Here is a 21,569-nt window from a genome sequence, read left to right as displayed (position 1 = left end):
GTTAATTTTTAAGATCAGTTAAACAACCCAACAGGCCTTTTTTGTTGATAACTAGCAGAATCAGTCAATGCCACCAGCGAATCGATCTGTGATTTCTGATAGAACTCATCCCCTATACTCTCCATCCACCCCTGCGTTATTCCCCATAACTCATTTTTAATAACATTGGTGCTTGAATCATCAAAATTATTTGAAAGTTGATATGGGTCATTTACTCTATCAAAAAGCACGTTATGCAACTTGCTATCTCCCGCTTTTGAACGTGCATAGGTATATTCTTTTGTAATCACGCCCCTATAGCCATTCTCGTTGTGTAACCAGATGGGCAGAAAATCTACTGCATCCTCATTACCCGAAAGAATTGCTTCGGAAAGATTCTTACCTTGACATTCCTTAGGAACTTCCTGCTCCATTAAACCAAGTATGGTTGGCATAATATCAAGCGCGCTAAAAAGCAAACTGGTGGTTGTTTCTTTAATAATTTTATGAGGATAGCTGATAATAAACGGAACTTGCAATGAATAGTCGTGCGGATATTGTTTAGGATAAATAGCGTTCTGATATTCTAACATATCCCCATGATCCGAAGTAAAAATAACAATGGTATTTTCATCGGCACCAATTTCCTTTAATTTATTCATTAGATTCCCAAATGCAATATCAACACCAGTGGTCATGGCCATATGTCCATGATACATGTGCCGCAAGTCGGGTGTTGATTCAATGCCAGGGCGTACTTTAATGCTGTCGCGATTATAATAGGACATCAATTCCTGAGGGGCATCATAACGGTAATGCATTTTCCCATCTTCACCTTTAAACTTACCCCAATCGTGAGGAGGATGCCACGAAACAAATAGTGCAAAAGGACTTTCGCTGTCTTTTACACTTTCTAAAAAATCGATGGCCTGATTGGTTTGGCCATACACTTCCCATTCGTTAAAGTATTCCTTTTTATCGTTTTCGTTCCAGAAAAAGCATTTCCCCGGTCTAAAATCAACATGACAGTTATTGGAATAAAATACATCGTCGAAACCGTAGCGCATTGGCCCTTCCGGAATAGGGCGATTCCTATCCCCCCCCAACAAATGCCACTTCCCGACATACCCGGTATAATAGCCATCATCACGCAGCACTTCGGCAAACTTTTTACCATTACCCGGAAGAAGAGGCCGATCGTTAGTAAAACAACCATTATAAAGGGAATATTGCCCGCTCATCAACATTCCTCTATAAGGAGTACAAATTGGACTATTCGAAAAACAATTGGTGAAACGCAGACCTTCTGTAGCCAGTTTATCAATATTTGGTGTAATTATCTGCTTGTTACCATAACACCCTACCATGTCAAAGGCTTGCTGATCGCTAAAAACGAACAGCAGGTTTGGTTTTTGCTTTACAGGTGTATTGGTACATGATATCAACACCAATAAAAGAAATGATAAACTTCTTATTTTAAACGCGACAAAGTATTTCTTCATTATCCTAATTAATAGATCGTTAGATTTTAGATAAAACAGATATCTAATTTTTATTATTAACATTACAAATATGTTATATCGCACTCCTTTAATTTATTTATTCTGTTTTACTTTTTATTGATTTCGTGTTTTATTACTGATTTTTCGCCAGTTTAAGGAATGTTCTTACGGATTTCATATATTGATGATCTTATTTTTTCCAAATCATCAACAATCAAATAATAATCGTATTCGTACACCGATTTTTTGCCAAGTATAGCCTTTTTAACCGGTGCAATGTATGAGGTTGCGGCATCGTTGGCTTCAAAACCGGGATTACCTGCCATACCGGCTAAAAAATTGGAACAAATAGGCGTATATACTGCCATGCCCCAAAGATCATCATCAACAAAAGCCATCCAGTTTTCGGCAACCATTTGGTTTTTATACTTCCCCCAAAAACCATCCCTCAAATTTTTCACATGCGGATTACTTAATGGTTCTCCCGTAAAAGGTTTATCTCCAAAATAAGTATACAAGTTTTTCAAGGAGGATATGGGATATACGGCAGGCAACTCTTGGTTATTATTGGCTTCTTCTCCATAAATGCTATCAGTACGATGACAACTTAACTTATTGCGTACTTTTATTACATTTCCGCTTAAAGTAGTCCACTGTTCCATCACAGCCTCTGCAGCTTTATTATCCATATCCCATAACATGGGTACGCATTTTACATATAAGGTATTCACACTCTGTTTCTGTTCCAGAATCTTAGCCCTGTTCCTGTAACAGTCCCCTACCTGAATGGGGTTCCATGACCATGGTGACCAAGCTGACTTTTGACCTTCGGACTGTCGGTTAACCTTTTTGCCTGCATAATATGATTGCTGAATATATCGCCCTTCATCATGAATATTGACTATATTTCTATCACCTCCTGATTTGGAAATATAACAAATGGCACCTCCGCGGGTTAAATCAAGTTTTAAATGCAAAGTGTCATTATCCAATGACAAGTATTGCTGGCCATATAGACCTACACTGTAAAACAGTATGCTCAAGATAAATAGCGTACTTTTTTCAATCTTTATATATGCTTTCATTTTTTAATGATTTATTGAAGAAACAAGGTCCATAACTTAATGCCTAGATATGGACCTTCTGAAAAAAGAAACAATTTTACTTACCGTATTTGCCTATCTCTAATTCCATGCATCAGGTTGCCCCATACCTGTTAATCTTCTTGCTTCCTCAAAATGTATTGGGAGCACCAGATACCTGTCAGATGTTGCATTTCGAGGCACATCGATTTTAACCCTCTCATAAGAAAAAGGACCATTATCACCTCCTGTGCTTGTAATTTTCATACCACTAATAACTTCATTGGTTTGAGCAAGAACTTTCCATCTTCGTTGATCGTAAAAGCGATGTCCCTCAAAACAAAACTCAACTCGTCTTTCGTTACGTATTCTTTTGATGATAAACGCTTTGGTATTCTGAAAGCCAGGAACATCAGCAATAGCAGGCTGGCCAGCTCTTTGTCTCACCATATTTAATGCTATTTTTGCAGCATCTAAATTCCCTGCCTCACATTGAGCTTCCGCCAAATTCAAATATATCTCTGCTAATCTGAAATAAATTTTAAATGAGTTGGTGCCACCGGGTGTTGAACCCCAATATGAAGCAGAGCGGAACTTTTTACTATAATACCCCGTTGTACTGCGTCTTTTGTCCAACTCATCCTGCGAAGTAAAACTAGGGTTATATCCCGTGCCGTCTTTTCCTTCATAGGTATAAATGACTAGGTCTGAAGAAGCAGCAGGCTGTCCCGGATACCTGCCATAATTGATTCCATTATAGGCAATAGCGGCACTTAACCTCATATCTCTATTAGCATAGATATCCGCACCGGTTGTTTCATTGTAACCTTCAGCAAAGGTTACGTCTGTATGCTCCGCAGTATTATAAGCGCTTATCGGCAAGGTACCATCCGTCAACTCGAAACAATCCACCAACTCTTGAGTCGGTACTGCGCCGCAGTTACTACTTTGTTTTACCGTACCTAATGCTTTTAAATCAACTCCATTGTTTTCGTTTAATGTAGCTGCACTATTGGTATTGGAAGCGAGGATTATTTCATTATTTTGTGTAGTGTATGAATCACTAAACAGTAAACCATAGTCACTCATGGACAATAAACCATAATCGTTACCTATAGCACTCAAACATTCCTGCGCTGCAGTAGCTGCCCTTTGCCACTTTTCGGCATCCTCATTTGGGTTATTCAAGGTACTGGCATTATATAAAAGCACCCTGGATTTTAAGGCATATGCTACGGCTTTATTAACCAAACCATATTCACCAGCCACCTGATATCTTAAAGGTAAGTGATCATCTTCAATCACCTCATCACACTCTTGGGCAATACGCGACGCAATCTCCTCAAACGAAGGTCTTTTAAGATCAGCCCAACCGGCAAAACCCGGCTCCAATGGCTTGTCTACAAATGGTACGGCACCAAAATTTTTGATTAATTCAAAATGATACCATGCTCTTAGCAGTTTTGCTTCTGCCACCCACATATTTAAAGTCTCATCATCCAGTTTATCCTTAGGAACTGTTGATTTCGGTATATAAGTAATAGCCAAATTACACTTTCTGATCCCTTCCCAGCAATCGTTCCATATTTTTACACCCATAAATGTTTTAGTGGTACTCAATTGTGCATTATGCCAATCAAAAGTACTCCCCGTACCGGCCATAAAAGCATCATCACTATATACTTCAAGAGGAGCACCATCACTATGTACGGTAAATGACTTATTTAACTTTAAGTAACAATTATCTCTGAAATCTCTTAGAGGGTCTTCCTTATTTAATAACCTATCTATACTAACCTTGTCTGAAGGTGTTACTTCCAATACTTCTTCGCAAGAATTAAGCAATAAAAGAAAAAGGATGATCCCTAGATTTATATGAAAAATATTTTTTCTCTTCATTTTCTTTTTTTTAAAATGGTTTGATTCGACGTTCTCAAAACGTTAACTCTTCGTCTTTAAAACTTCAAATTAATTCCAAAGTTATAGGCTTTTTGGATTGGATAATTTGTCAGCGAAGCATTACCCGACTCCGGATCAAAGTAATCACTTGACAAGTGATCCCATGTCAATAAGTTTAACCCATTCGCATATATCCTTATCGAGCTTGCTTTTATTAAATTACATAACTTATCTGGCAAGGTAAATCCAAGCTCTATATTTCTTAATCGGACATATGAAGCATTGACCATCCAATAATCACTCTTGATGTAGTTACTTGATTCTTTACCTAACCGGGGATAACTAATATCCTCGCCTGCAGCAAACTTTTCAGCAGTCCATGATTTTTTCATCACTTCAGTGAAATTATCCTGGTTAGATGATACCCCTAGTCCGCTCATGTAAATATTACGATTTGCAGTCCCATGAACAAAAGCTGTTAAGTCGAACCATTTATAATTTACAGCCAGCTGAGCACCATAGGTTATTTCAGGAGTTTGCCCTATGCCTAACGGTGCTTTATCTTTCTCATCCACAACACCATCTCCTGTCAAATCCATATATTTTATATCGCCCGGTATTGGAGACCCTCCCAGTGCTGTTTGGTCTGCCCAACCCTCGATTTCCTCGTCTGAGCTGAACAGGCCATCCGTTTTATATCCCCAATGATACCCCCCTGCATATCCTTGGCTTCTGTAGGCATATGCATAGGTTTGATCATAAGGCATTTCTGCTGTAAACGTTTTTTCATTTTGGTTATAAGAAACATTACCATTCAAATTCACGAAGAAATCTTCATTAATTTCTTTGTTGTATCCAATTACCAATTCAAATCCTTTATTTATTGATTCACCAAGGTTGGCAGGTGGTAAAGAAGCACCCCCTAATCCCATCATTCCATCAGGAAGTATCGCAATATCTTTGATGATTAAATCAGAATTATCATGATAAAAGAAATCGGCTCCTACATATAAGGAATTAAACAATTCTGTTTCAATACCTACATTATATTTTGTTGACGTTTCCCACTGGATATTTTCATTTCCTAATTGATTTTCGGTAGAATTTGAGTTCCATGACGTAAGGTATAGATACTGGTTATCCTTACCATATGCGTACGCATTATTACCTACTTGACCAGCCGATGCGCGTAACTTTAAAAATGTTACTGTTGAATTATTCTCTAAGAATCCTTCGTTGGATACTACCCAGCCCAAAGCGAATGATGGGAAAAAGCCAAATCGGTTACTTTTTGCGAATTGCTCAGATCCCTGGTACGCAAAGCTGGCATCCATAAAATAACGGTTATTATATGCGTACGACATTCGCCCAGCCAATCCCATATAATTGGTAGGAAGATAAATCTCTTTCTGCTGCATTTGCCTTTGAGCCATCAACATGGCAGTTACATGATGTTTTTGACCAAAGGTTTGATCATAATCTAACGAAGCACGCATATTGTACATATAATAGAAATAGTTCGTACGAGAATCTGAGAGTGTTGAATTTTTTGTACCTACATTTTTAACATAGCCCAATGAGTCCAATCCATTTACATCTAACAAAGTCTGTACTTCATATCCTTCATAGGTTCTCTTACGGATTTGTGAATTGTTTGAGTTAACATCAAATGCCAATTGGGCTGTGGCTGAAAGCCCAGGTATTATTGATTCTAATTTTTGTCTGGCTCCAAAAGTATTGTTAAGTCTCAGGTTCGTACCTAAGGTAGATCCTGTGCGGTATAAATCACCATAAATGGAATTGTTGTTTCTAAAAGTCAACTTGTCCTTTTTAATGATTACTTCACCATCAGGGGTAAGATCCTGATAAGCATTATTGGGTGTTTTATATAATTTTTCTATTAAACTATTCCATCCTAATCCGCCAGCGTAAGGCGCATTCATTTTACCCATACTTCCCCCAATATTCAACCAAACATCCAGCTGTGGGTTGAGTGTGATATCCAGATTGGTACGAAAATTAAACAGGGTTGATTTTGATTCAGCATCATAGCTGTATTTATCAAATGGTTCATGTTCAAAAATAGAACCTTGCTGACTATACCCTAAAGAAGTAAAGTAACGCATCTGCTTTGATCCCCCCTGGAAGTTTACATTAACCCTGGTTTGCTTGGCATAATCCTTCATAAATTCGTCTGCCATATCCCTCACTGGATAAAAACCTGTTGAATCTGCCAGCATGTACCTTTCTATTTCTCGCTCAGTATAAGGTTCTCCTCCTGAACCATTATAAAGAAAATCATTTTCCAGTCGCTGATTATACAAATGAGCATAATCATAAGCCGAAACAAAAGAGGGTAGTCGTGTTGGTGCTTGCATTGAATGATCCAGAGATACCGAAATTTTTGATTTACCTACAAAACCACTCTTGGTGTTAATTAACAACACACCACCGGCACCACGCATACCATAGATTGCAGTAGCTGCCGCATCTTTAAGCACCGTTACTCTCTCTATTTCGTAAATATCAATACCTGCAGCCGAACGCTCAACTCCATCCACAACAAACATTACCCCATTAGAATTAGGAGAATCAAACCCTCTGATTTGTGTGTTAAAAGTTTCTTTTCCTGGTTCACCATCCTTTTGGATAATAGTTAATCCCGGCAACCTGCCTTGCAATGCAATCATCAGATTAGTAGACCGGCTCCTTAATAATTCCTCACCTGATATGGAAAAAATGGAGCTGGTAATACTATGCTTTGCTTTTTTACCGTATGCCACATATTCCATATCTTCTTTTACAAGCTTAATTTCAACATCATCGGTTGTCTTGTCAATAACCTGAAGCAACCTTTTGAAATCGGCCTTTTTAAAAATTAACGTAGTCGGAAGTTCTGCCACCTCTATTGAAAACTTACCGTCGATATCTGTAAACGCCTTATTGTTGTTTCCTTTTTCAGAAACAACTACACCGGGCAATACCACCCCCTTAGAATCTGCCACTGTACCTTTAATTACCGCAGCTGCATGGGTAACCAGTGAGGCCAGAAAAACTCCACAGACAATTAGTATATATCTTTTAAATATGTTTTTCATATGTTTTAATTTGAATTAATTCTTGAATATTAGCTATTGCCAAGCTTCCGGCTGTTCCAGGTTTGGTAAATATTTTCCGTCGACCAGAGGAATAGGGAGCACCTTATATTTTTCGTTATGGCAGGCCCAAACCCAAGGTGTCTGATAACGGGTATGCGTATAAGCAGCACCAACTTTCTCCACTAACATTCCACTAACAGTGTTGTTTTGTGTATTGCTGATGATATCCCACCTGCGTACATCATAGAAACGGTGATCTTCTAACACCAATTCCACGCGACGTTCGTTTCTGATTCTTCTCATCAACCAATCTGTATTGCCACTTTGATAATCCGGCACCGAGCTTATTGGAGGCTGGTTGGCTCTTACACGAGTCATATCTAAAGCGTAACAAGCTTCATCAAAATGACCTGCCCCACAAAGTGCCTCGGCATAATTCAAGTATATTTCTGCATAACGCATCATCATGCTGTGATGGTTAACGCGTCCGAAAGCTGCACCCTTTGATCCCTTCCCATAAAACAATGGGTCTCTGTCTTTACCATAATAATAACCGGTATAAGTTTGTCTTTGACTGCCTGATGTTACATTACCATTGGTTCCAGTACCCGGCGCTCCTTTATAAGTCCAAACTGTAATGGCCCCCATTTGATAGGATTGTCCAAAATTGTTTCCATTGTACATGATATCCCTGGAAAGTCGGTCGTCCCTGTTTTCGTAAGGAGCATTATAATCATCGTAACCTGCGGCAAGCGCTTCAGGTGTAAAGGTAGGATTGGCATGGGTTGCATCATATTCCTGTACTACCATGGCCCCGTTCTTCAGCTCATAACAGTCTACCATCTCCTGGGTCGGAGTTTCACCGCACTTAACAATGGTAAAATTAGACTTTTTAGGCACGGCCTTACCCAGGTTAATACCCTGTACATTACTCAGTTGCGCCACCCTATCTCTTGCCCTCCAAATCACTTCTGTTGCTTCCAGGTTTACAGAATATTCGGAGATATACATCTTTTTAGTATTCTCCCAGGGCTCTAATGAATAGGCTCCCAGATCAAGAAACTGTTTGGCTGCTGCTGCAGCTTTTTCATATTTATTTACATCTCCATCAGGGTTATTAAGCGGACTGGCATTATATAATAACACACGTGATTTCAGCCCATATACAAAACCTAATGGCATACGATATTTATCGGTAACATTAGAAGGATCGCGTTTCATAGGAAGGATACCTCGGTCTATCACGCCTTGCAGCTCCTCAGCAATCCTGTTGGCTACCTCATCGTATGTAGGCCGTGTCATATCTTTCCATCCATCATATTCCAATGGAAATACAAAGTCGATAAACGGTAGAGGGCCATACATACTGATTAACTTAAAATGAAAATAAGCTCTAAGCGCTATGACCTCTTCTCTCATAAGGTCTCTTTCTGCCTGAGGCAATTCTTCATCGGAGACAGTAACCTGGGGCAGATTTTCAAGAAAAACATTACAAAAATGAATACCTCCCCAATATCTGCCCCACCATGATCCGGTATTGGGTTGGCTATAGGTATTACTTCTTTCTCCGGCCCATACTGCACCATTGGATGGACTCAGATTACCGTTACGCCAATTTCCCATACTCTGGGCTTGCTGATCAAAACAGTTGTCAGTTAGTGCTTCTTCGGTTGTCCAGAAATAAAGATAAACCCTACTTTTGGGTATGCCCTGGTAACAAGCATGAAACATCCCTTTAACTTTCGTTGCATCCCCAAGCATTCCTTCAATTGATTCTCTTGAATCTGCTTCTCTTGCTAAAGCGTTGTCAAAAGCGTCTTCGCACCCTGTTGTTGTGAGCAGTAATAACAATACAAAAGGTATAATGCAAAATATTTTATTTCGTTTTTTCATTCGTTAAAATTTTAATGATTTACAAGTCTATTTTACTAGAAAGTAATGTTAATACCCGCATTATAATTTGCATATAATGGGTGATTTAAAGAATTAGTAAGCTCAGGATCCAAATATTTAAATGGCATATTATCAAAGGTTAATAGATTTAAACCATTCAAATAAATCCTAACATTGCTTAATCCTATAGACTTCATCATACTTTTAGGAAAAGTATAACCTAGCTCCACATTTTTTAATCTAACATACCACATGTCGATTAACCAATAATTACTAGGTAGCTTGCTTACTGAAGATCCATCGATATGCATTCTTGGATAACGGATATCACCACTATTAGCTTGTTTTTCAGGAGTCCAGGCATATTTATGCAATCCAAAATAGTTTTTAAGTCCATCGATATTATTACCATGCCAATCCCAAATTCCTCGTTGAGAGAAATCAAAAGTATAATTGGTGACTCCTTGTAATAATGCACTAAAATCAAATCCCTTATAATTTACTTTAAGTGAATAAGATAAGTTTAATTCTGGCACCTTTGTGTAGTTCATTCTAATCTTATCTCTTTCATCAATAATTCCATCGTCATTTTGATCCTTGTATTTTAAATCTCCCGGAAGTACTGCTCCTAAACTCTCATAAGACGACCATCCTGCTATTTCTTCTTCATCTTTAAAATACCCTAAACAGTCATAACCATAGATAGATCCTCTGGAAAAACCTTCTACGCGGTATGGGTAGGCAAAGTCATCTCCCAAAGAAACTTCGTTTGCATTTATAATTTTGTTCCGAGCAAAGGAACCGCCCAATGTAGTAGAAACCCTTAAATCATCGCTTAATTTTTTATTATAAGTTAACGAGGCTTCAATACCTTGGTTTGTCATTACCCCATCATTTCTTTTAGGTAATGCTGTTTGTCCGAACATATACACAGGAATTGGTACCTGACTCATTAGGATGGAACTCCTTTTTTCGTAGAACACGTCCACATCTAATTCAAACCCATTGATAAAGTTTGTTTCCAGACCAATATTGCTTTTGTTAGCTACCTCCCAAGTCACCAAAGTATTTGGCATAGACTTTTCATACACAGGAGTCGGTAAACCAGAATAACCACCTAATCCTCTAAAGAAATCACTTGATCCTTGTGTCCAGTTATCCAAATATGCAAATCGGCTTCCTCCCATTCTGTCGTTACCGACTTGTCCAAATGATCCTCGAAGTTTCATAAAGCTAATGGCGCTTGAGTTTTTCATGAAATTTTCTTCGCTGATAACCCAACCTAATGAAACCGAGGGGAAAAATCCAAATCGTCGTCCTTTAGCAAATTGTTCCGACCCGTTCATACCAAAGTTAAATTCTCCGAGGTAACGTTGTTTGTATCCATAGGTTGCGCGACCTACAATACCAACATATTTATACGGAACTGCACCATTTACTATTCTTTGAGTTTGGTTATACAGAAACAACCCGGTAACGTTATGATCTCCAAAAGAATTATTATAATTCAATGAAGCATCCAAATTAAAACGTGTAGAATTGCTTTGTGTTAATACCGGTATCAGTTCAGAATCTTCACGTGTACCTGTTTGGTTGTATACAACAGCTGAATCTTGCCCTGCTGCATCCTTTAGCATCTCTGCCCGAAATGAACTATAGGTTCTTCTAAACCCTCTGATGTGTGTATCTTTTGTATCGTACGACGCAACTACTTTAGCCTTTAGGCCTTTAGTTATCATTTTCAGGTCTTGTTCAAAACCTACTGTATTCTGAATATCATTATTTGTTGTTACACGATATCCGGTTCTGTTTAATTGACCATAAATTCCATCCACAACATTACCATCAGGATCTACATTAGGTCCTTTTAATATAGAGGCACGGTCGGCAAAACCTGCCAATAGAACATAGTACCACGATGCAGTGGTGGCTGCACTTGGCTGGTCACCTCTAATAATAGGGTCATTTTTATCTTGTAACGAACCAGAAAGATTCATCCAACCTTTTAACGTAGGTGTAATTTGTGTACTAAAGTTAGCACGGTAAGTAAACCTGTCTAATCGTTGCTCATTATCATAATTATATTCATCCCATCGTTCTGTTTTAAAAGGCCCTCCCTGACGGGTATATCCTAAACTGGCAAAATACTTGGTTTTTTTTGTTCCTCCACTCATGTTTACGTTTCCTTTAACCATGGGTGTATATTTGTTCACAAATTCCTCATACCAGTTTCTATCTCTGTAATATTCAGGAAAATCACCGTTGCGGTAATGATCTATCACCTCTTCCGGGTATGGAACAGGGTTGTTCGGATTATCAAGTGCAACAACTTCATTACGCACATTCATATAATCAATCGCATTCAACGGATCCGGCAACCTGGTTAGGGTTTGCATAGAATAATTCACATTAGCAGTAACTCTGGCCTTCCCTACCTCACCTTGCCTGGTTGTAACCAAAATAACACCATTTGCACCACGTACACCATAAACAGCTGTTGCTGATGCATCTTTTAATATAGAAATAGATTCAATATCATAAGGATCGATATTGTTTATTCCACGCTCAATACCATCCACTAATATTAAAGGATTAGTGCTATTCATAGAAGCCTGACCACGAATATATAAGTTAACATTCTCAGCTCCTAGCTCACCACTTGTTTGCATGATAGTTAGACCAGGCATTTTACCTGCCAATCCTACAGATAAATTCGCTGCTGGCGATCTTACAATATCAGTACTACTTATAGTAGATATTGCAGCCACCACACTTTCTTTTTTCTGTGTACCATATCCCACTACAACCACTTCTTCAATATCAGAAAATTCAGGTTTTAATTGTACATCTAACTTTTTTCTTCCATCCAGATCAATTTCCTGAGATTCCATCCCGATAAAAGAAAACACTAGCTTCGCATTGGAATCGCTTAGCTGAAGAGAATATACTCCTTCAAAATTCGTTATTGTTCCTTGTGTTGTTCCCTTTATTATTATGCTGGCCCCCACAACCGGCTCCATAGCTTCATCAGTAACACGTCCTGTCACCAAATGTTGCTGCGACATACCCCAAACCGACATGAAGCATAAGAGAAACATTAGCAATGATTTTTTCATAAATTATTTTTATTAATTAGACTTAAAACACCGCTAAAGTATTAGATGTGCAATCGCATTTTTCTCACATTTACACTTCGTTTTCTTTATTCCGTTCCAACATCTCCATAAATCGATTTTTCGTTAAAATAAGTTGCAATCGTCAGTTACCCTTGAAATATCACTGTCCCATATCCATCCACCAGAAAAGATACATCGACAGGCAAAAACATTAATATCCCGACCTCATTAAGTCTAATTTATTTAGAAACCACCACCTTTAACACATCCGCTTGAAACGGTAACAAGTCTGTTTTATCGTTTTTGTTTCAGCTTTTATCACTTTTGAAACACCAAGAAAGCATACCGAATAGTTTCTTTACTTTCTTGATTCATATTTGCCTTATTTTATAACTTTAAAAAGTATATTTATTTAACTTTGCGTTACTTCTGCAATTGACAAATTGAAACTTAAGACAATCCATAAATGCTGAACTATTTCTTTCTTAATGCAATTAGTTTTAAAATCATAAATACAAGCTTAAAAAAGTGTCTATTTGCATTGTCTTTATTTACTACTGCATTATTATATTCGCAAGATGATTTTACTTACCTCCCCCCAAAATTTCAAAACCTATCTTTAAAAGATGGATTATCTAACCTGGCTATACATTCAATTTGTCAGGATAATTTGGGATATATTTGGATTGGTACTGCCAGGGGACTTAATAGATATGATGGGATTTCGTTTAAACACTATTATTACAACGATGATGAAAATTCATTATTCCATGATAATATCATTGAGCTGCACAAAGCTCCCAATGGAGATATTTTTTGCAGAACAAGCTCAGGCATTAATATATATAGCATTGAAAAGGAAAAGCTAATAAAAAAGAAATCTATCGTTTCCTGGCATAAGTCCTTCACCAACTATGATTCTGTGGTTTACTCAACCAAACAATCCAAAGGACTTTATCAATACAATACCGATCACAAACAAATTAAACAAGTAGAAAACTTCCCAAAGAATGACCTCATAGACGAACTCCTAAGTGAAGAAATGACTGGAATCTGGGGGAAATCTATCAATAATCAATTCATCATAAACTATAATCCTAAAACTTCAGATTACAAAAAGTATTTCCTTCCTGATTCTGACACACTTATAGTTGGTGGCACCCTTTCACTTATTCAAAAGCACTTAATAATAACTACAAATACAAACATCTCAATATTTAATATAGAGAAAGAACAATTTGAAGATTTACATGAGAACTATGGTGGCTTAGTTGCTATTCAAAACCAAACAATTAGTTTTATAAAGCAAGTAGAAAAAAACATTTTATGGATAGGTACAAAATCGCATGGGCTTTACGTATACAATACAATAAGTCAATCGCTTAAAAACTATCACAAAACAAAAGATTCAAACACACTAAATTCGAATCACCTGACTTGCTTTTTCAAGGATATTAACAATAACATTTGGTTAGGTACATTTGACAGAGGGGTAGAAATAGCTTTTGAAAGTCGTAAAAACTTTAATTTTGATTTAACCTTACAGGATTTTACAAAGGACAAATTTGTGACTTCGATATGCACCGACTACAAAGGCAATTATTATATAGGAACCAGATTAAGCGGACTTTTTACATATAATACAAAAACAAAAAAAACATCCGTTTTAAACGAGAAAAACAGTTTTATTAAAGACAATAATATTAGAAGCTTATTATTGAGCTCCAACAACGAACTGTGGATAAGCTCAGAAAAACAATTGCATATTTTAAACCTAAAAAACGGTAAGCACAGGAATATCGAAATTCCGAAACCCAACAATGGTCTGGTTAACTTTTGTGAAACAGACCATCAAATATTTGCAGGTTCTGACAAACAAGGGTTACTTGTTTTCTCCATTGATGGTAAACTACTGGATACAATAACTAAGTTTAATAAAAATGTTACTCAAATATTACAGCAAAAAGATGGTAAGCTAATTGTTGCTGCACATTCTGTTGGATGTTTTATTTATGACTATAAAAACAATCAGAGTGAAAATATCCAAAAAATAATCGCACCGACCCTAAAAAATTTAGGACAGATAGTTACCATTTATTTGGATTCGAAAGAGAACCTATGGATAGGTAATTTTAAATTTGGTTTGTACCGAATATCGAAGGATAAAAAAGAGGTAACAATTTATACCATGAAAAATGGACTTCCCAGCAATGATATTACGGGTATCATTGAAGATGAAAAAGGAAACATGTGGATTAGTACTGCCTATGGTTTGTCTATGCTAAACAAGAAAAGTGAATTTATAAACTACTCCTACAACGAAGGACTTGAGAATATTCAATTTCACCAAAAAGCCACCTTGAAAGATGAATTTGGCACACTATTCTTTGGTGGAAACTTTGGCCTTACTTTCTTTAATCCCAAAGTTTTTGACTTTGAAAACAAACAAGCACCCAAAATACGACTTGAAACATTGAAAGTTTCCAACCGCCAGGTAACACCCGATGACGACACTAATATTTTAACTAAAAGCCTGGCACTTACATCTGAAATAACCTTATCACATCATTATCCCAGTTTTAGCATCGAATATAAAGGCTTTGACTATGTTTCCGCCAAAAACATGAAATATGCCTACATACTGGAAGGTTCTGACACGGATTGGAACTATGTGGACAACAGGACTTTTGCCAGTTATCAGAATTTAAAACCCGGTGATTATATTTTTAAAGCAAGAGTTCAAAACGACAACGGAAACTGGTCAAGTAACTTAGCAACACTAAATATTAAAATTAAACCAGCCCCTTGGCTTACAATATGGGCTTTAGCAGGCTACATTTTGTTTTTAGCTCTATTAATACTGGGTGCATTTAAGTTTGTTTTATACATAAAACACTACAAAAAAGAACTTGAAGTTGAACAAAACGAACGAATTCGAGAAAATGAAGTTTCACAAATGAAGCTGAGATTCTTCACCAACATATCCCACGAGATAAGGACTCCGGTAACTTTAATAAAAGGAAATGTCGATTATCTTAAATCAGAATTAAATGAGAAGAAAATGACATTAAATTCTATTGGTAGTTTAAGTAACAGTACCGACAGATTATTAAAACTAATCAACCAACTACTTTCTTTCCGCCAATTGGAAAACGATGCGCTTGATTTAGAAATTAAAAATCAGGATATTATAGAAATAACAAAAGAGCTGGTTATATCGTTTCAATACACGGCTAAGCTTAAACATATTTCTATAGAAATTGATACAAAAGTCAAAGACTTAATTATTCCTGTTGATAAAGACAAATACGAGAAGATATTAAACAACCTACTGTCCAATTCTCTTAAGTTTTCGAAAAAAAACGGTCAAATTAAAGTTGTCATTGAAAAACTAAACGCAAAAGACCTTGCCCATGAATTTAAAGTTGACAATACCATAAATAACTTTATTAAGGTTTCTGTTATTGACAATGGTAAAGGTATATCACCCGATCAGTTACCCCATATTTTTGACAGATACATTCAATATAACAATAACAACAGCAAACCGGACTACTCAAGTACTGGGATAGGGTTAAATTTTACCAAACGACTTATTGAACTCCACCATGGAGCTATTGCGGTTACCAGTGAAAAAAATGTGTTGACTTGCATGCGTTTTATTTTACCAATAGATGCACATGTTTATGCATTGAAAGATATGGCGGTAAAAGAAAGAGAACAAACATCAATATTCACTGAAGAGCTTGTACCTGATTTGCACAAAGTAAATAAACCCGAAAAAGTGATTTTATTAGCTGAAGATGACATTGAGCTAAACAAGTTTATTCAAAAAGCATTGTCGGGAATGTTTCAAGTTATTCCCACCTATGATGGAAAAGATGCGCTTAAACTGGCAAAAAAATCACTTCCTGATATTATAATATCTGATGTTATGATGCCCGAGATGGATGGCATTACTTTGTGTAAATCAATCAGAGAAGACAATTTAATATCGCACATTCCCATAGTTTTGCTAACAGCTAAAGCTGAAATTGAAAATAAAATATTAGGCTTTGATTATGGTGCAGATGAATACATTACCAAACCTTTTGATTTGAATATTTTAAAAGCCCGCATTCAAAATTTAATAAAACAAAGAAGTGCACTTCAAGAATATTATAAAAAAGCAATGCCGGTTGAATATAAAACAGATACAGTAAATCAATTTGAAGTTAACTTTATGAAAAAGATTAATTCTGTAGTTGAAGAAAACTATAAATCTGTAGAATTTAATGTTCATCTATTAGCCGAAAAAATGAACATGAGCCGCACAAGTTTCTATCGAAAGTTTATGAATATCACAGAAACCCCTCCAAAAGATTATATCACAAATTTCAGAATCAACAAATCATTAGAGTTAATCCATAAAGGATACGAAAGTCTGGGCGAAATTAGCTTCATGTGTGGTTTTAGCAGTCAAACCATTTTTTCTAATTCTTTTAGAAAAGCAAAAGGAGTATTACCTCTTCAGTATAAAAAATCATTAAAACAAGCACACAACAACTAAACAAATAAAGCCCCTTTGTTCAATGGTTTGGCTCCTTCTATAGGCGCAAAACAACGTATTCCCAAATGTTTATCATTTATCATCAACAATAAGAAGCCGTTTCTGAAAATTAAATAAGATTAAAGTTTACATACACTAATTAATTACAAGTTTCGTATTAACATTAAAACCTCGACCTTTAATATTCAGGATGTATATTCCATTTGAAATATCATTCATTAATAGTTTGGTAGGCAAGCCATTGTTTAACAATTCAAGATTTTGATATAAAAATAATTTACCTTTAGTATCAAAAACCTGAGCCGTCGCTTTGCCTTTAATGTTAGTGCTTGTTTTAATGTATATATAATCCTGATTTACAGGATTGGGATATACACTTATTTTCGGATTCATTTGACGATGTCTATCCAGCGAGGTGAACTGATCCCTATTTACCCAAAAATATTTACCACTTGCGTTAGCGATAGTTTTACCTGAAACGCTTGTAATATTATTGAATGATATTCCGTAGCCCCCATTGTAAATATTAGATAACGTTAACTCGCAACTTAAGCCATCTTGCGAAAGAATGGCATATTCAACATTTACATCTTTATTAATTAGGTAGCTTGAAACATCTTGCGCAGAACACTTTTCTGCAGGTTCAAAAAAGTCAATTTTAAGTATTGAAGCATCATTCATTTTAACACTCTTCACAAAAAAGTCATTGGGCTTGGGCATTTCCCCTTCTGCCAATTGAATAACTTCCGTTCCTGCCAACAAAAAATTCCCCTCACCATATTCGCGGGAAGTATTTATGGTGACTGGCTGTGCATCTTTAGGTTCATCAGCTACCCCTTGTACATAACCTATACGACCATTAGACGTTAAAGCTGTTGAAACTAAACCATTCCACCCTTTAATTACAGTCGGCAAATATGTTTCTTTATCCAAAAGTCCATTATTGATGCCCCATGCCATACCGTAAACAAAAAAGGCAGTACCACTGGTTTCCTGTCCCGGGAATTCTGTTGGATCTCCCAAACTCACATTCCAAAAACCATCACTTCGCTGTACACTTTTAAGTGCTTCTGCCATTTTTTTGAATGTATCAATATATTCCTGACGGTGAATATCATTCTCCGGCAAATATTTAAGCGTGCGTACATGGCCTCCAAATACCCATCCATTTCCTCTCGACCAGTAGCATTTTTTACCCCCTGAAGTTGTATATGGAGGGTCAAACCGCTTATCGCGATGCCATAAACCAAACGAAGCATCGTATAATCCCTGACTCACTTTTGTACTATGATACAAGGCATACAACTTTTCGAAATAACGTGAGTCGTTATTCCATATACCGTATCGGGTTAACACTGGCATAGCCATATAAAGTGCGTCAATCCAATCCCAGTCATCAACAGCGGTGCGATTAACCAAATTGCTTACACTTGTGCCGACTTTACTTATCATATATGTATCCTTAGCCCCATAGGCATAATAAATATCCATGTAAACTTGACCTACACATTGATTGTCGGCCTCGTGAGGTCTATTTCCTATATTCCAATCATTATTAATACCCCACTGCAATGCATAATCCAAGCCCTCTTGGGTCGGGTGCAAATCAAATAAAGCCATATGCCCGTTAAAATACGATCCCTCTAACCAGTTTGACGCTCCTGAAGATACCGTTTCTGTTTCCGGATTCGCATTCATATAATACTGGTTCACTTTTATAAGGTCCGCTAAAACTTCGGCTTTTGAGGGCAATTCTTGTGCATTGTTTACTGCTGCTATTCCCCAAAAAAAGATGATAAATATAATTCTATACATACGTTTAAATTTTGTTTTTTACAGTCGCATAGTCTGCTCCGTAATTTAAGCGGTGGAACTCGCAAAATATAATCATACTCATGTACCGGCATTAGGCATGTAAAAAAATAATTATCCAGCTCGTTTCATATGGCTTGTATTTAAGCAATATGGACTAATTTGGTTTATACTTTTTAATTGGCACTAAAAGCTACATTCCCTCCTCTTCGATAGATGTCTATCAAGTTTATAAACTTGGCCTTGCGAGGATCATTTAACGTATTATAATCTGGATTTACTTTGGGCCAATATGTACTTTTAGCATTGTTATCGAGCCAAACTATCAACTTATGAAATAACGCATTGGTAAGTTCAGGCATTTGTTTTGCCAGGTTATTAGTTTCAGAAATATCTTCTTTAATATTAAACAGCTTAAGTCTTCCATGCCAATCAAAAATCAGCTTGTAGTCTCCTTCTCTAATTACAGAGTGAGGTGTTAAATTATAACCATCGTATGGATTAGTATAGATAACGTTGAATGGATAATGCCAAAAATGTGTATTGCGCGTATATGTTTGTTTTGTATTACTTACGTCATTCATAAGTCCAACAATACTGCGTCCATCAATACCACCTTCTTTAGTATAGTGAGGGTTTGGATCATAACCTGCAGCTTCAATAAATGTAGGAAAGATATCGCAGCAATCTACTGGCACGTTACTCCATTTTCCACCTTCGATTTTTCCTTTCCATCTAAATATCAATGGAACCCGTATTCCTCCTTCTGTAACACATGCTTTACCTCCATTAAGTGGAAAGTTACTGGTTACTTTCCCGTTTGGTGTTACCCTGCCATCAATACCACCATTATCGGACATAAAAACCACTAGAGTATTCTCATCCAGCCCTGTTTCTTCCAACTTTTTTAGAATTCTTCCTACTGAGTTATCCAAACCACGTATCATACCCGCATAAGTCGCATCCTTATGATTGTTCCAACCTTTGGTCGGCTTATTTTCAAAGTAATTGATATCCTCTTGCTTTGCCTGGTATGGGCCATGTACGGCAAAATGACAGAAATATAGAAAGAAAGGTTGATCTTTTATAATAGAACGTTTCTCAATATAACGAACTGCCTGTTCTGTTAAATCCTCAGTTAAAAAATCCTTCCCTGTTTCTTCTCCGGCTGAACCCACCAAAAGTTCTTTTTGAGGAATATTGGGAAATGAGGTTATAGCCCGATTATTCCATATTCCTCTCCATTTAAAATAGGTTGAAGCTCCGGCATCACACCAAGCTAATGTCTCAAACCCCTGATCACTTGGGGTATATCCTTCAGCTCCATGCCCTCCAATATGCCATTTCCCAATAAATGCAGAATGGTAATCAGGAAGTGCCTCTGCAATCGTAATTTCATCGAGGCCATTATCTGCAGGTGCCCCAGACGGCACTGCCGTATTTGAACTGCCGTTGAGCAATGCCATCTCTATTTTTATATTATCGTGATGATCCAATACATCATGCACATAACTGCCTTCCGGGACTTCTTGGTTGGTATTGTAATACGTTTTTCTTCGTGGAGTTGCTGTTGTAAATCCAAGACGTGCTGCATATTTGCCAGTAATTAAGCTGGCTCGTGTTGGGGAACACAATTGGTTGGCATAAGCCTGTTCAAATGCAACTCCTTCATTTACAAGGCGGTCTATATTAGGTGTTTCATAATACATACTATCTTTTGAAACACCCATAACATGTTCTGCATACGCTTGCGTATCCATGTAGCCATAATCATCAGCTAAAATAAAAATGATATTAGGTTTCGAAAGTTTGTCTTCACTCTCATTAGAACCAATGCATGCAACCAATAGCAAAGTCTGCATTATTACTGTTAAATATACTAGTTGTTTTTGCATGTTTTAAAGCTCCCTGATTTTAAGATTTCGCCAATGGATAATACCTTGTTTTCCTCCATGAACCTGCAGAGCAATAAATCCTTTGGGGAATTGATTTTTTTCATCAACCCAGTGTGCAGCAGGCAATCCATTAATCCATGTTTTGACTACATTTCCTTCAACCATAACTGTAATTCTATTCCATCCGCTTCTATCAATGGCACTTTTTAATGCTTTGTGTTCTGGGGCTCTTAAGGGATAAAACCATCCACCACAGTTTTGTCCATAAATTCCCCCTGACCAACCACGACCATTTTTTGCCAGATCTTCCATCTCCACTTGAGGACCAATCACTGTATTTTTGTTAGGATCTTTTCTGATTCTGGACCGGATTTGAACGCCGGTATTTCCATCCACTTCCCATTTTACCTCACAAGTAAAAATAAAATCGACATATTCTTTATCAGTGCATAAAAAAGTACTTGGCCCTTCACTGCATCTTCCCACTATCTCACCATCTTTTACTTCAAAAACCATGGTTCCTTGTTTAGTGCTCCACCCATCCAATGTTTTACCATCAAAAAGAGAAACAAAGTTTGCACCTTTTAACTTTGGCTCTTTGTCGTGATTGATAAGTTGTGTTTTTGCATTCACAGGTTTCTTCTTTTGATAATCCTGGGATTTAACACTAAAGGTTAGCAATAAGAAACTTAGTACAAGTAATAATCCTTTCATTGTATTTAATATAAAGGTTAAAATGAAAAA

10 protein-coding genes are annotated in these 21,569 nt (G+C 36.9%); 1 reads left to right on the top strand and 9 read right to left on the bottom strand.

Annotation, left to right across the window (positions count from 1 at the left end; all coding sequences use genetic code 11):
- Positions 1 to 14: 14 nt before the first annotated feature.
- The 6 genes from ACT29I_RS00645 to ACT29I_RS00620 form a co-directional block, all read right to left on the bottom strand.
- Positions 15 to 1,481, bottom strand: a complete 1,467-nt coding sequence (locus tag ACT29I_RS00645; protein ID WP_430932572.1) for a sulfatase family protein — start codon at positions 1,479 to 1,481, stop codon at positions 15 to 17.
- Between the two features lie 152 nt (positions 1,482 to 1,633).
- Complete coding sequence (locus tag ACT29I_RS00640) at positions 1,634 to 2,566, bottom strand: hypothetical protein (RefSeq protein ID WP_430932571.1); 933 nt, start codon at positions 2,564 to 2,566, stop codon at positions 1,634 to 1,636.
- A 99-nt stretch (positions 2,567 to 2,665) separates the two neighbouring features.
- Complete coding sequence (locus ACT29I_RS00635) at positions 2,666 to 4,462, bottom strand: RagB/SusD family nutrient uptake outer membrane protein (RefSeq protein ID WP_430932570.1); 1,797 nt, start codon at positions 4,460 to 4,462, stop codon at positions 2,666 to 2,668.
- 56 nt (positions 4,463 to 4,518) lie between these two features.
- A complete protein-coding gene (locus tag ACT29I_RS00630) occupies positions 4,519 to 7,560 on the bottom strand; it encodes a SusC/RagA family TonB-linked outer membrane protein (RefSeq protein ID WP_430932569.1) in 3,042 nt (1,013 codons plus the stop codon).
- A 33-nt stretch (positions 7,561 to 7,593) separates the two neighbouring features.
- On the bottom strand, positions 7,594 to 9,453 hold the full coding sequence (locus ACT29I_RS00625; RefSeq protein ID WP_430932567.1) for a RagB/SusD family nutrient uptake outer membrane protein: 1,860 nt from the start codon (positions 9,451 to 9,453) through the stop codon (positions 7,594 to 7,596).
- Between the two features lie 35 nt (positions 9,454 to 9,488).
- Entirely contained in the window at positions 9,489 to 12,569 is a 3,081-nt protein-coding gene (locus ACT29I_RS00620; protein ID WP_444792472.1) for a SusC/RagA family TonB-linked outer membrane protein, read from the bottom strand.
- A gap of 466 nt (positions 12,570 to 13,035) precedes the next feature.
- Between ACT29I_RS00620 and ACT29I_RS00615 the strand changes: the two genes are divergently transcribed.
- Complete coding sequence (locus ACT29I_RS00615; protein WP_444792471.1) at positions 13,036 to 17,118, top strand: hybrid sensor histidine kinase/response regulator transcription factor; 4,083 nt, start codon at positions 13,036 to 13,038, stop codon at positions 17,116 to 17,118.
- A gap of 135 nt (positions 17,119 to 17,253) precedes the next feature.
- Here the strand turns inward: ACT29I_RS00615 and ACT29I_RS00610 are convergent, their stop codons facing one another.
- The 3 genes from ACT29I_RS00610 to ACT29I_RS00600 form a co-directional block, all read right to left on the bottom strand.
- A complete protein-coding gene (locus ACT29I_RS00610; RefSeq protein WP_444792470.1) occupies positions 17,254 to 18,933 on the bottom strand; it encodes a glycoside hydrolase family 88 protein in 1,680 nt (559 codons plus the stop codon).
- Between the two features lie 173 nt (positions 18,934 to 19,106).
- Positions 19,107 to 20,825 (bottom strand): sulfatase, encoded by a 1,719-nt coding sequence (locus tag ACT29I_RS00605; RefSeq protein ID WP_430937348.1) that lies wholly within the window; start codon positions 20,823 to 20,825, stop codon positions 19,107 to 19,109.
- A 3-nt stretch (positions 20,826 to 20,828) separates the two neighbouring features.
- A complete protein-coding gene (locus ACT29I_RS00600; protein WP_430937346.1) occupies positions 20,829 to 21,539 on the bottom strand; it encodes a 3-keto-disaccharide hydrolase in 711 nt (236 codons plus the stop codon).
- Positions 21,540 to 21,569: the final 30 nt, after the last annotated feature.

It is taken from the genome of Saccharicrinis sp. GN24d3, from assembly GCF_052400645.1.
Classification (GTDB): domain Bacteria; phylum Bacteroidota; class Bacteroidia; order Bacteroidales; family Marinilabiliaceae; genus Saccharicrinis.
Note: the sequence above shows the minus strand (reverse complement) of the source record. Positions and strands in the feature narration are given on the sequence as shown.

What these genes read in the sequence shown, in the direction of transcription:
- ACT29I_RS00610 (WP_444792470.1), bottom strand. Translation starts at nt 18,933, where the DNA reads ATGTATAGAATTATATTTATCATCTTTTTTTGGGGAATAGCAGCAGTA.
- ACT29I_RS00620 (WP_444792472.1), bottom strand. Translation starts at nt 12,569, where the DNA reads ATGAAAAAATCATTGCTAATGTTTCTCTTATGCTTCATGTCGGTTTGG.
- ACT29I_RS00605 (WP_430937348.1), bottom strand. Translation starts at nt 20,825, where the DNA reads ATGCAAAAACAACTAGTATATTTAACAGTAATAATGCAGACTTTGCTA.
- ACT29I_RS00625 (WP_430932567.1), bottom strand. Translation starts at nt 9,453, where the DNA reads ATGAAAAAACGAAATAAAATATTTTGCATTATACCTTTTGTATTGTTA.
- ACT29I_RS00630 (WP_430932569.1), bottom strand. Translation starts at nt 7,560, where the DNA reads ATGAAAAACATATTTAAAAGATATATACTAATTGTCTGTGGAGTTTTT.
- ACT29I_RS00615 (WP_444792471.1), top strand. Translation starts at nt 13,036, where the DNA reads ATGCTGAACTATTTCTTTCTTAATGCAATTAGTTTTAAAATCATAAAT.
- ACT29I_RS00600 (WP_430937346.1), bottom strand. Translation starts at nt 21,539, where the DNA reads ATGAAAGGATTATTACTTGTACTAAGTTTCTTATTGCTAACCTTTAGT.
- ACT29I_RS00640 (WP_430932571.1), bottom strand. Translation starts at nt 2,566, where the DNA reads ATGAAAGCATATATAAAGATTGAAAAAAGTACGCTATTTATCTTGAGC.
- ACT29I_RS00645 (WP_430932572.1), bottom strand. Translation starts at nt 1,481, where the DNA reads ATGAAGAAATACTTTGTCGCGTTTAAAATAAGAAGTTTATCATTTCTT.
- ACT29I_RS00635 (WP_430932570.1), bottom strand. Translation starts at nt 4,462, where the DNA reads ATGAAGAGAAAAAATATTTTTCATATAAATCTAGGGATCATCCTTTTT.